General features: G+C 70.4%; 7 protein-coding genes. 6 read left to right on the top strand and 1 reads right to left on the bottom strand.

Annotated features, from left to right (window positions below; genetic code table 11):
* Window positions 1-32: 32 nt before the first annotated feature.
* From glgX to AC156L_RS03470, 4 genes are all read left to right on the top strand, one after another.
* A complete protein-coding gene (glgX, locus tag AC156L_RS03485) occupies window positions 33-2,141 on the top strand; it encodes a glycogen debranching protein GlgX (RefSeq protein WP_330879912.1) in 2,109 nt (702 codons plus the stop codon).
* A gap of 727 nt (window positions 2,142-2,868) precedes the next feature.
* Entirely contained in the window at window positions 2,869-3,447 is a 579-nt protein-coding gene (locus AC156L_RS03480) for a cysteine dioxygenase (protein ID WP_330879914.1), read from the top strand.
* The gene (locus tag AC156L_RS03475; protein ID WP_330879916.1) at window positions 3,444-3,839 is read left to right on the top strand and encodes a rhodanese-like domain-containing protein; all 396 of its coding nucleotides are present in this window, start codon (window positions 3,444-3,446) and stop codon (window positions 3,837-3,839) included. The genes AC156L_RS03480 and AC156L_RS03475 overlap by 4 nt, the downstream gene beginning before the upstream one ends.
* 12 nt (window positions 3,840-3,851) lie before the next feature.
* The gene (locus AC156L_RS03470; RefSeq protein ID WP_330879918.1) at window positions 3,852-4,961 is read left to right on the top strand and encodes a hypothetical protein; all 1,110 of its coding nucleotides are present in this window, start codon (window positions 3,852-3,854) and stop codon (window positions 4,959-4,961) included.
* A gap of 898 nt (window positions 4,962-5,859) precedes the next feature.
* Here AC156L_RS03470 and glgP read toward each other — a convergent pair.
* Window positions 5,860-8,433: an alpha-glucan family phosphorylase gene (gene glgP, locus AC156L_RS03465; protein ID WP_330879920.1), complete on the bottom strand. Its 2,574-nt coding sequence runs from the start codon at window positions 8,431-8,433 to the stop codon at window positions 5,860-5,862.
* Between the two features lie 1,248 nt (window positions 8,434-9,681).
* On the opposite strand from glgP, the gene AC156L_RS03460 reads away from it, so the two are divergent.
* Both AC156L_RS03460 and AC156L_RS03455 read left to right on the top strand, forming a co-directional pair.
* Window positions 9,682-11,658, top strand: coding sequence for an alpha-1,4-glucan--maltose-1-phosphate maltosyltransferase (locus AC156L_RS03460; RefSeq protein WP_330879922.1), 1,977 nt, complete (start codon window positions 9,682-9,684; stop codon window positions 11,656-11,658).
* 89 nt (window positions 11,659-11,747) lie between these two features.
* Window positions 11,748-12,861, top strand: a 1,114-nt coding sequence (locus AC156L_RS03455; protein ID WP_484406582.1) for an alpha-amylase family glycosyl hydrolase, incomplete at its 3' end; no start/stop codon positions are given.

Raw genomic sequence — 12,861 nt, 5'->3', positions numbered from 1 at the left:
CGATTGTCGGTCCGGCCTGTCAGGATCTAGGTATGGCAGCCCACTCACCCGTGCTCGCAGGCCGACCGTTCCCACTGGGCGCCCACCCCGAGGCGGGGGGCGTCCGGTTCGCCGTGTCCGCGCCGTCCGCCGAGGCGGTCGAGGTGTGCCTGATCAGCGACGACGGGACGGAAACCCGGATCGAGCTCACCGAGCGGACGTTCGGCGTCTGGCACGGCCTGGTGGCGGGCGTGACCCCCGGCCAGCGCTACGGCTACCGCGTCCACGGCCCGTACGACCCGTCCCGCGGTCTGCGGGGCAATCCGGCCAAGCTGCTGCTCGACCCGTACGCGAAGCGCGTCTCGGGCCTGCTCACCGACCTGGACGCCGCTCTCGGCTACGTGGGCGACCCGATGACGGGCCCGCCGTCGGTCGTCGACTCGCTCGGCCACGTGCCGCTCTCGGTGGTCACCTCGCCCGGCGGTCCGGACACCGGCATCAAGCCCGAGGTGCCGTTCGAGGAAGCCGTCATCTACGAGCTCCACGTCCGCGGCTTCACCCGCAGGCACCCGGACGTGCCGGAGCACCTGCGCGGCACCTACCTCGGCCTGGCCCACCCGGCCGTGGTCGAGCACCTGGTGCGCCTCGGCGTGACGACGGTCGAACTCCTCCCCGTCCACGCCTTCATCGACGAGCCCGCGCTGATGCGCGAGGGCAGGCACAACTACTGGGGCTACTCGCCGCTCGGCTACTTCGCCCCCCACCCGGCCTACGCGAGCGAGCAGGGCCACGAGGTGGAGGAGTTCCGCACGATGGTCGCCGCCCTGCACGCGGCGGGCATCGAGGTCCTGATCGACGTCGTGTTCAACCACACCTGCGAGGGCGGGCCGGACGGGCCGACCCTGTCGTTCCGCGGCCTGGACGCGCCCGGCTACTACCTGCACGTCGCGGGCGGCGGCACGCTCGACATCACCGGCTGCGGCAACACCCTGGAGGCCGCGTCGCCGCAGGTGGTGCGGCTGGTCACGGACTCGCTCCGGTACTGGGCGACGGAGCTGGGCGTGGACGGCTTCCGCTTCGACCTCGCCAGCACGCTGGGCAGGCCGGGCGGCGGCTACTTCGACCGCAACTCCGCGCTGCTCACGGCCATCACCACCGATCCGATCCTGTCCCGCTGCAAGCTCATCGCGGAGCCGTGGGACGCCACCGGCGACGGCTACCGGGTGGGCGACTTCGGCGTCCAGTGGGCCGAGTGGAACGGCCGCTACCGGGACACCGTCCGCGACTTCTGGCGCGGCGCGACCGGCGTCCGCGACCTCGCGTACCGCCTGTCCGGCTCCTCCGACCTGTACGCCGACGACCTGCGCCGCCCGTGGCAGTCGATCAACTTCATCACGGCGCACGACGGCTTCACGCTCCGCGACCTCGTCTCGTACAACGGCAAGCACAACGAGGCCAACGGCGAGGACAACCGCGACGGCACCAACGACAACCGCTCGTGGAACTGCGGCGTCGAGGGCGAGACCGACGCGCCCGGCATCCTCGTGCTCCGCGCCAAGCAGGCCCGCAACCTGTTCGCCACGCTCCTGCTGTCCACCGGCACCCCCATGATCGTGGCGGGCGACGAGCTGTGGCGCACCCAGGGCGGCAACAACAACGCCTACTGCATCGACGACGACACCTCGTGGGTCGACTGGAAGCTCGCGGACGACGCCACGTCGATGCTCGCCTTCGCCCGCCGCGTGATCACCCTGCGCGCCGACAGCCCGGCGCTGCGGCAGCCGGAGTTCTTCGAGGGCCGCACCACGGCGTCCGGCGAGCCCGACCTGGTGTGGCTGCGGCCGGACGGGGAGGAGATGGCGGAGACGGACTGGTTCGACGAGGGTCGGCGCACGCTGGGGATGTGGATCGACGGGTCGAACTCGCTGTCCCGGTCTCGGGAGGGGGAGCTGGTCTCGGACGACTCCTGGCTGCTGCTGCTGCACGCCGGGGCGGATTCGATCGAGGTGGTGCTGCCGCCCGCGGAGTACGGGGCGCACTTCGAGCCCGTGCTGGACACGACCACCGCCGACGGGTCGCCTGCGACGCCCGGCTTGTTGCCCGCTGGGTCGAGGGTGACCGTGGCCGGGCATTCGCTGCTGCTGCTTCGGGCGCCCAACTAGGGGCGTGGTCCGCCGCTCCTGTCATCGTCTCGATCGTTGATCCCGGTTTGTCAAGGCGGGAAAGATGCCTTGACAAACCGGGATCAACGATGAGGGTTGGGGTGGAGCGGGCGGCCGGGGGGGTTCGGGGGGAGGGGGCGTTGTGGGCGGGTTGGGTGGGTCCGCTTCGCCGGTGCCCTCGTGGGTCCGGGGTTGAGTCCCTTGCGCGTTGATCGGTCCGAGAGTTGGGTGGGTTCGGCTTGCGCGAGAGGCGTGGCTGAGCCCCTTGCGCGTTGGTCGGTCCAACACCTGAGTGGCTCATCTCGCGCAGGTTCAGCGGTGTCGTGGTCCCGAGACCTGCGTCCCAACCCAATTCACTCACTCACTCAAGCAAGCCCGAACTCCCCGCCCCAGTCAGCCAGCCCAGTCAGCCGGCCCACTCCTCCGGCCTCTCCATCCCGCCCGTCTTTTTCCTTCCCGCGCCCTTCTCCTTCTCCTGACCTGCTCCCGCCGGGTGGTTAGCTCGGCCTCAGAGCCATTATCAACCCCTGGGACGCCCGAGCCTTCCTCCACTCATCCGTGACAGCATCACAGCGTGGAGCGCTCCCTCATCACCTGGTGCGACCGCACGATCGACCTCCTGCTGGTGGCGTCGTGCGGCTGTAGCGGGACGCGACGCGGCCTCCGCTAGGTCCGTGTCGCGTCTTGACCGCTACCCGTTCACACCAGTAGCCCTCAGGAGCACACGTTGACTGCCACCTTCGTCCATGCCGACCTGCACCCAGCCCTGGACGTCCGCCTTCTCCGCGACATCATCCACCCCGAGCGCGAGCTGTGGTCGCCGCGCGAACTGCGCGACCTGACCTCGTTCGTCGCCGGCGAGTTGACGTCCCCGCTGCTCGACATCCTCGACTTCGACCCGGCTCAGCGTTGGTGGGCCCGGCTGGGGCTCACCGAAGGCGTCGAGTTGTGGTTGTTGTCGTGGTTGCCCGGACAGCGGACCGAGCCGCACGACCACGGTGGCGCTTCCGGTTCGTTCACCGTCCTCACGGGTGAGCTGGAGGAGAACTACCGGTACCCGGCCGGTCCGATCCGTGGCGCTCGGCGGCCCACGGGTGCGTCCATCGGGTTCGGGTCGGGGCGGGCGCACGAGGTGCGCAACAACGGGACCGTCGGTGCGGCCAGCGTGCACGCCTACTCGCCGCCGTTGGTCCCGACCAGGGAGTACGCGAGCCTGGCCGACATCCCGACCGTGATCCCCCCGCTCCCCGCGCTCCGGCTCCCGCTGGAACGGCTGCGCGAACTGGCAGACCTGGAGGGCCCGTGAGCGCCGTCGACACCTACCTGGCCGAGGCGCGAGCGCACCTGGACCGGGTCACGCCGCAGGAGCTGGACGCGATCAAGGACGGCGACACGCTGATCATCGACACCCGGCCCCTCCACAACCGGGTGGCGGACGGGGAGATCCCCGGTTCCATCCCGGTGGAGCGGATCGTCCTGGAGTGGCGGCTCGACCCGGAGGGCGACTTCCGGCTGCCCGGTTTCACGGCCGACACCACGGTGGTCGTCCTGTGCAACGAGGGCTACTCGTCCAGTCTCGCCGCGCGCGACCTCCAGCGGATCGGACTGCCGAAGGCGACCGACCTCGTCGGTGGTTTCCGCGCGTGGGCGGCCGCGGGCCTGCCCGTTCGCGAGGGCGGGACGCAAGCGGTCACGTAGCGTCCCGGAGCTGTGAAGCTGCTCAGGTCCGGACCGCTGCTCGCGGTCGCGGTGGTCGTCGTCGTTCTCGTCCGGGGCGACGGGGTCGTCGGGGTGCTCGGCGCGCTCGGGGGACTCCTGCTGGAACTGGCCGCGTTCCAGGTCGGGACGTTGCTCGGTGTGCTGCTCTGGCGGCTGCGCGTCCGGTACGTGATCTTCGGCGTGGGCCGTGAGCTGCGCGCGTGGTCGACGCCCCGGTTGCGGATCGCGCTGTGCGCCCTGCCCGTCGTGGTCCGGGTCGGGGCGCGGTCGGTGCGCAGCCCCGTGCGGCGGCGGCTGTGGCTGACCGGTCTGACGTCGGCACTGGTGGCGGTCGGCGTGGTCGTCGGCGCGTGGTTGATCGGCCCGTTCGGGGTCGCGGTGGGGGCGACGGCGTGCCTCGCGCACGAACTGTGGCCACGGCGGAGCGCGGCCACGACGTCGCCCGGCTGGTACGTGTTCTCGCTGCCTCGGCTGTCGGGGCGGGAGGCGGCGGAGATGGACGCGTCGCCGATGGTGAGCGAGGTGGCCGACGCGGTGCGCGCGGGCGACCTCGACCAGGCAACCGCCGCGCTGTCCACCGTGGTCGCGGCGCACCCGGACCTGCTGATGACGACGTCGGCCCAGGTGCTCGTGCACACGGCGGCCGGGCGGTACGTGGAGGCGTTGCAGGTGGTCAGCGGTGCCGTGGGGCGGGACGACCTGGAGGACCGGGACCGCGCGCAGCTGATGGCGTCGATGGCGAGCGCCACCGCGTCGGCGGCCGAGGCCGGACTGCTGCCGCCCGCCGTCGGGGTGCCCGCCGCCGCTCGTGCCGTGGACGCGGCCATCGGGTTCGGCCTGCCCAGGTACCGGCTGGCGGGGACGTTGGCACAACTGGCCCTGCTGCGGGGCGACGCGGCCGAGGCCGCGCGGCTGGGCCGGGAGAGCGCCGACGGGGCCGAAGAGGTTCTCGGACGGGCCGATTCGCTGGCGACCGTGGCTCGGGCGCTGATGGCGGGCGGCGACAACGGCGCCGCCCGAACGGTGTTGGCCGAGGCCACCTCGCTGGCCGGGTGGCTGCCGCGGGTCGTGGGCACCGCGGCCCGGCTGAACGTCAGATGATCATCGAGGGCGTCGGGGAACGACGGCGAACCCCGGCCGGCCGGGACCTCCCGCGGCCCTGCGGTTCGACCGCGCCCGACCGAACCGTTCGACAGCGGGTGCCCCGCACCCGTCGTCCGACGGGTCCGGTTCCGGCCGGGACCGCTCGCTAGTCGACGAGGTGGCGCCGGGACCGGACGGGGTCGATGTTCCCGACGCCGATGGCTCTTCTGATCATGGAACGGCACTCCTCGCCACTGCGAAATGATTTTTGCGGGCTTCGCGGAAACGGATGGGCATTGATGATTACTTGCCGTTGCTTTTCCGTCCAGCCTCTCGGACCTCTCGCAGATTACTCACGGATCGGTCGAGTGGAGAATGTGTCGCACAATCGAGCGGTCACGGTGCCGGGTGGTCACGACACGAAAGCGTGGACACGAACGAGAAACCGGAGCAAGCAGCAGTTCACCAGACTGGCGGGTGAGGGCGACCAGCGCGCGGCGAGTCGATTGGTCCACTGCGGAGAGTGGCGTGAGAACGTGCGGATGTCCCTATCGCCCCAGCGTGACCGCACGACCGGGTGACCACTCCCCTTCACCGTCACCCATGGCGACAGCCGGGCCTCACTCCGCCAGGCGCCCGGCCGGAGCGACGCGGGAAGCCGGCCCAGTTCACCGCTTGTACTGATTCGCGTGACCGGATCGTGATCAGCGCAGAGTGAGCGGAGTGAGCCGACGGGGCCCGCACGCGACCGCGACGCCCACCTCGGCGGTGGACAACCCGGCAGACCGCCGGGAGGCGCGGGCAGGCGGCGGGCGGGTCGACCTGGGTTCGCCGACGACTCAGCGGCGGAGGAACGACCACATCGGGGTGTCCGGTCGTCGTGAACCACCACGACCGGACACCCCGGAGGAGCGGGTCAGCCCGCGAGGACGACCTTGCCCAGCTCGGCGGGCGAGGCGAGCAGGTCGTGGCGCGGCAGGATCCGCACGGTGTAGCCGAGGGTGCCCGCGTGCGGCAGCGGCACCTCGACCTCGTAGTTGCCGTTGCCCGCGTAGTTCATCGGCGCGGTCACGAGGTCGTGCAGCTCGTCGCCGTCGCCGACCTTGCCGAGCACGACCTGGACGTCCGCCTCGGACGGCTCCAGACCGGCCAGCTCGACCAGCGCGCGGACCGTCACCAGGCTGCCGAGCACCGGCGTCGGGTGCCCGTTGACGTTCAGCTCCGAGTCGAGCACCCGCACGCGCGGCCACGCCTCGCGCAGCCGCTGGCGGTAGTCCGCCAGTTCCTTCGCGCCGCGGAAGCCCTCGCCCACGACCGAGTCGGCCGACGCGGCGGCGGGCGCGTAGAGCGTCTCCACGTACTCGCGCACCATCCGCGACGCCTGCACGGCCGGGCCGAGCGACGCCAGCGTGTGCCGGACCATCGCGAGCCACTGCGTCGGCGTGCCGTCCTCGCCGCGGTCGTAGAACAGCGGCGCGACCTGGTTGCCGAGCAGCTCGTACAGAGCGGTCGCCTCCAGGTCGTCGCGGCGGGTCGGGTCGTGCACGCCGTCGGCGGTCGGGATGGCCCAGCCGTTGCTGCCGTCGTACAGCTCGTCCCACCAACCGTCGCGGATGGACAGGTTGAGGCCGCCGTTCAGCGCGGACTTCATGCCGGACGTGCCGCACGCCTCCAGCGGGCGCATCGGGTTGTTCAGCCAGACGTCGCAGCCCCAGTACAGGTAGCGGGCCATCGACATGTCGTAGTCCGGCAGGAACACGATCCGGTGCCGCACGCCGGCCTCGTCGGCGTAGCGGACGATCTGCTGGATCAGCGCCTTGCCGCCGTCGTCGGCCGGGTGCGACTTGCCCGCGACGACGAGCTGCACCGGGCGCTCCGGGTGCAGCAGCATCGCGCGCAGCCGCTCCGGGTCGCGCAGCATCAGCGTGAGCCGCTTGTAGGTCGGGACGCGGCGGGCGAAGCCCACGGTCAGCACGTCCGGGTCGAACACGGAGTCGGTCCAGCCCAGCTCCAGCTCCGACGCGCCGCGCTGCAACCACGACGCGCGGACGCGGCGGCGGACCTCGTCGACGAGCCTGCCGCGCAGTTCCGTCCGCAGCTCCCAGAGCCGGGTGTCGGTGACGGGCTCGAAGCCGCGCATCCCGATGCCCGACTCCTCGGTCTCGCCGAGCAGCTTGGACATCTCGGTCGCCGCCCACGTCGGGCCGTGCACGCCGTTGGTGACCGAGCGGATCGGCACCTCGGTCGTGTCGAAGCCCGGCCACAGGCCGCGGAACATGTCGCGGCTGACCTCGCCGTGCAGCTTGGAGACGCCGTTCGCGCGCTGAGCCAGCCTCAGACCCATGTGCGCCATGTTGAACAGGCCGGGGTTGTCCTCGGCGCCCAGCGCGAGGACCCGCTGCGTGCTCACGCCCGGCAGCAGGGTCTCGGAGCCGAAGTAGTGCTGCACGAGGTCGACCGGGAACCGGTCGATGCCCGCCGGCACGGGCGTGTGCGTGGTGAACACCGTGCCCGCGCGCACCGCGGCGAGCGCCTGGTCGAAGTCGAGGCCCTCGGTCGTGGTCAGCTCGCGGATGCGCTCCAGCCCGAGGAAACCCGCGTGGCCCTCGTTGGTGTGGAACACCTCGGGCTTCGCGTGACCGGTCAGCTCGCAGTAGGTGCGCACGGCCCTGACCCCGCCGATGCCCGCGAGGATCTCCTGCCGGATGCGGTGGTCCTGGTCGCCGCCGTAGAGCCGGTCCGTGACACCGCGCAGGTCCTCGTCGTTCTCCTCGACGTCGGAGTCGAGCAGGAGCAGCGGGATCCGCCCGACCTGCGCCTTCCAGATCTTGGCGCGCAGCACCCGGTCACCCGGCATGGCCACGTGCACCAGGATCGGCGCGCCGGACGGCTCGGTCAGCAGTTCGAGCGGCAGCGCGCGCGGGTCGAGCACCGGGTAGTGCTCGATCTGCCAGCCGTCGAGCGAGAGGGACTGGCGGAAGTAGCCGGAGCGGTAGAGCAGCCCGACCGCGATCAGCGGCACCCCGAGGTCGGACGCCGCCTTCAGGTGGTCGCCCGCCAGCACGCCGAGCCCGCCCGAGTAGTTCGGCAGCGCCTCGGTGACGCCGAACTCCATCGAGAAGTAGGCGATGGCCGACGGGAGCGGCGACAACTCGAAGTTCCCGTGCTCGCGACGCGCCTGCACCTCCTCCTGCCTCCGCTGGAACCACCGGGGTCCCCGCGTGTAGCGGTCGAGGTCGTCGGCCAGCGCACGGGCGTGCGACAGGAACTGCTCGTCCCGGGAGAGCCGGTCGAGCCGCTCGGGCGACACCACGGACAACAGGCGCAGCGGATCGCCACCGACCTCGGACCAGACCTGGGGGTCGACCGACGCGAAGAGGTCCTGTGTCGGCGGGTGCCAGGTCCAGCGCAGGTTGGTGGCGAGCGTGCCCAGGAAGGACAACGGCTCCGGGAGGCTGGCTCGGACGGTGAACCGGCGAAGTGCTCGCATGGCGACGGACCTTATCTCCCGGCGGGCGGAACACGACAAGCTTCCTCGCCCAGACTGCAAGGGTTTGCCGAATCGGTACCGGGATCGATACAGGTGCTCGCCGCCGTTGACCTGCGCTTCGAGGCGCTAGACACCTCCGCTTCTTGATCGTCGCATTTGGAGCAACGGTGACGGGCCGGGGAAGGATTCGAGGGGTTCTCACGACTGAGCGGGAGGACTCACGGCCGGTTCGGCGCGCTCGGCTCCCAGCCGGGGGAACAGGGTGGCTCCGACTCACAGCCGGGGAACCAGGGCGACCGCCAGTCCCAGCGGTGGTGGCCGATGTGACTCGGGGACCCCTCGATGCGACCCTGTGATCGGGCTCAAGGGCCGGTGGCAACAACCTGCCCGATCAATGAGGATAAGGGTCGCATCCCCCGAGTAAATCGGCCACGTTCACAACACCGCCCCGCCGAGCAGCGACCACCACACCATTCTCCATCCCAGCTCAACCCCGGCGTGAACTGGGACGAGCGGGCCCCCGGCCCCGACCCGGCCCCGTGCCCAACCCATCCCTTCCCGCTTTTCCACACCTTTCCCCCCGGCCGGACCCCGATTTTCCAAGCACGTCGTGGCCGCCTCCGTTTGTCAAGGCATCTTTCCCGCCTTGACAAACGGAGGCGGCCATCGAGACAATCACGAAATCGGGGTGCGGCCACCCGCCCCGAACGCCGAACGCCGAACGCCGAACGCCGAACGCCGAACAAGGGTCCCCGAAAAGTGAGGACCCCCCGATGCGCAGGCCAGGCCGGGGGTCTGACAATTCCGGACAACCGAGCAACCTTCACAAACCGGACCACCGCACCCCACGAGCGTGTTCTCCGACACCCCCCGCCCGCCCGCGGAAGAACCCCACCCTTCGGCACACCGAAGAACCCGACCCCCTCTACCGAGCCCGCCGCCCCCCGGCCACCCAACCCCACCCCCCGTGTAACCAGCGCGTTAACCACATCAGGTCTCATCACGACCACGCTCGGCGTGGCGCGCGGCATTCGGGCGAACCCGTCCCCGATGATCACGACGACAGGTCGAACGGCCATGGACACACCGCCCGCGCGGGCACAGAGTTGACGCGCCGGGGTGTGCGGGCCCACCGGAATGGGTACGGACAGTTGAAGTAGTCCCCGGTGATGACCTGCCGCATCGAGCAAGGCAGACTGAACGGGCCCGCGGTTCTGCCGCGCGAAACACGGCGAGAGGGCGTAGCCGATGAGTGGACGACTCGGCATCGATGATGTTTCCCCGGCGGTCAGCGGTGGCCGTTATCCGGCGAAAGCCGTGACAGGGGAACACATTCCGGTCGAAGCGACGGTCTGGCGCGAGGGGCACGACGCCGTCGCGGCCACCGTCGCGTGGCGCGGACCGAAGGACCGCATCGCGCGCCAGACCAGGATGGTGCCGCACGGCGTCGGGCTCGACCGGTTCGCCTCCGTGATCGTTCCGGACTGCGAGGGCTCGTGGACGTTCCGCGTCGACGCCTGGAGCGATCCGTGGGCGACGTGGCGGCACGCCGTCGAGGCGAAGATCGGCGCGGGGCAGGGAGCGGGCGAGCTGGCGAACGACCTGGAGAGCGGCGCGCTGCTGCTGGACCGGGTGTCGCGGCGGCCCGACCGGCGCAAGGACCGCCCGCTGCTGGCCAACGCCGCGGCGTCGCTGCGCGACGAGAACCGGCCGCTGTCGGAACGCGTCGCGCCCGCGCTCGCGTCCGACGTGCACCGGATCATGACCGAGTTCCCGGTGCGGGAACTGGTCACCAAGGGCAGGACCTACAAGGTGTGGGTCGACCGGAAGCTGGCCGCGTTCGGCTCCTGGTACGAGTTCTTCCCGCGCTCGACCGGCGGCTGGGACGAGCACGGGAACGCGGTGCACGGCACGTTCGAGACCGCGACCAGGGAACTGGACCGGGTCGCCGCGATGGGCTTCGACGTCGCCTACCTGCCGCCGATCCACCCGATCGGCCGGGTGAACCGCAAGGGCCCCAACAACACCCTGGTCGCCGACGAGAACGACGTCGGCTCGCCGTGGGCGATCGGCGCCGACGAGGGCGGGCACGACGCCATCGCCCCCCAGCTCGGCACGATCGAGGACTTCGACCGGTTCGTGGCCCGCGCGAACGAGCTGAACATCGAGGTCGCCCTCGACCTGGCGCTCCAGTGCGCCCCGGACCACCCGTGGGTGCTCAAGTCGCCGGAGTGGTTCACCACCCGGCCGGACGGCACGATCGCGTACGCCGAGAACCCGCCGAAGAAGTACCAGGACATCTACCCGGTCAACTTCGACAACGACCCCAAGGGCATCTACCACGAGGTCCTGCGCGTGGTGCTGCACTGGGTCGACCACGGGGTGCGCGTCTTCCGGGTCGACAACCCGCACACCAAGCCACCGGACTTCTGGGCGTGGCTGATCTGGGCCGTGAAGGACAAGCACCCCGAAGTGCTGTTCCTCGCCGAGGCGTTCACCCGCCCCGCGCGGCTCTACGGACTGGCGAAGCTCGGCTTCACCCAGTCCTACACCTACTTCACCTGGCGGACGAGCAAGCAGGAACTGACCGAGTTCGGCGTCGAGCAGGTCGAGCACTGGGACGAGGCCCGGCCCAACCTGTTCGTGAACACGCCGGACATCCTCCACGAATCGCTCCAGCACGGCGGTCCCGGCATGTTCGCGCTCCGCGCGGCACTGGCCGCCACGATGGCGCCCACGTGGGGCGTGTACTCGGGCTACGAGCTGTTCGAGCACGAGGCCGTGAAGCCCGGTAGCGAGGAATACCTCGACTCCGAGAAGTACCAGTTGCGGCCACGCGACTACGCGGGCGCCCTGACCGAGGGCCGTTCGCTGGAACCGTGGCTGCGCAAGCTGAACGCGGCCCGCCGGGCACACCCGGCCTTGCAGCAGATGCGCACCCTGAGGTTCCACCACATCGACAACGAAGCCCTCATCGCCTACTCCAAACAGGATCCGGCAACCGGCGACACCGTCGTGACTGTGGTGAGCTTGGACCCGAACGACCCGCAGGCGGGCACTCTCTGGCTCGACCTGCCCTCGCTCGGCTTCGACTGGCACGAGCGCCTGATCGCGCACGACGAGGTCACCGGCGAGACGTGGGACTGGGGCCAGGCGAACTACGTCCGGCTGGAACCGTGGCGCGCGGTCGCGCACATCGTGGGGCTGCAACGCCGGTTCTCCTGAACCAATCAGGAACCCGAGGACCCCTGCGTGCACCAGGTACGCAGGGGATGGTTGACGTACCCGCTATGAGGTGGGACGAGGTGGAGATCATGCAGGAAGATTCCCGACCGGACGCAGCCCTGGGGCTGGAGGGCGTGCCGCACACCGGCGAGGCGATCACCGCAGACGGGCTGCTCGTGGAGCCCCAGGCCGAGGACTTCCAGCACGCGAAACAGGCGCCCAGGAACCCGGACTGGTTCAAGGGCGCGGTGTTCTACGAGGTGCTGGTGCGCGCCTTCACCGACTCGAACGGTGACGGCACCGGCGACCTGCGCGGCCTGGCCAGCAGACTGGACTACCTGGAGTGGCTCGGCATCGACTGCCTCTGGCTGCCGCCCTTCTACGCCTCCCCGTTGCGCGACGGGGGTTACGACATCAGCGACTTCCGCGCTGTGCTGCCGGAGTTCGGCAACATCGAGGACTTCGTGTACCTGCTCGACGAGGCGCACCGCCGCGGCATCCGGGTCATCACCGACCTGGTGCTCAACCACACCTCCGACGCCCACCCGTGGTTCCAGCAGTCGCGCATGGACCCGGACGGCCCGTACGGCGACTACTACGTGTGGAGCGACGACGACTCCCGCTACGCCGACGCGCGGATCATCTTCGTCGACACCGAGACGTCGAACTGGACCTACGACCCGGTGCGCGGGCAGTTCTACTGGCACCGGTTCTTCTCCCACCAGCCCGACCTGAACTTCGAGAACAACGACGTCCAGGAAGCGATGCTGGACACGCTGCGGTTCTGGCTCGACCTCGGCATCGACGGCTTCCGGCTCGACGCGGTGCCCTACCTCTTCGAGGAGGAGGGCACCAACTGCGAGAACCTGCCGCGCACGCACGACTTCCTCAAGCGCTGCCGCAAGGTCGTCGACGACGAGTACCCCGGCCGCATCCTGCTGGCCGAGGCGAACCAGTGGCCGTCGGACGTGGTCGAGTACTTCGGCGACCCGGAGGTCGGCGGCGACGAGTGCCACATGGCGTTCCACTTCCCGCTGATGCCGCGCATCTTCATGGCCGTGCGCCGGGAGTCCCGCTACCCCATCTCCGAGATCCTGGCCCAGACGCCGAAGATCCCGGAGAACTGCCAATGGGGGATCTTCCTCCGGAACCACGACGAGCTGACCCTCGAAATGGTGACCGACGAGGAACGCGACTACATGT

Source organism: Umezawaea sp. (assembly GCF_057122925.1).
The sequence above is the reverse complement of the archived record's forward strand: the minus strand, read 5'-3'. Positions and strand labels throughout refer to the sequence as shown.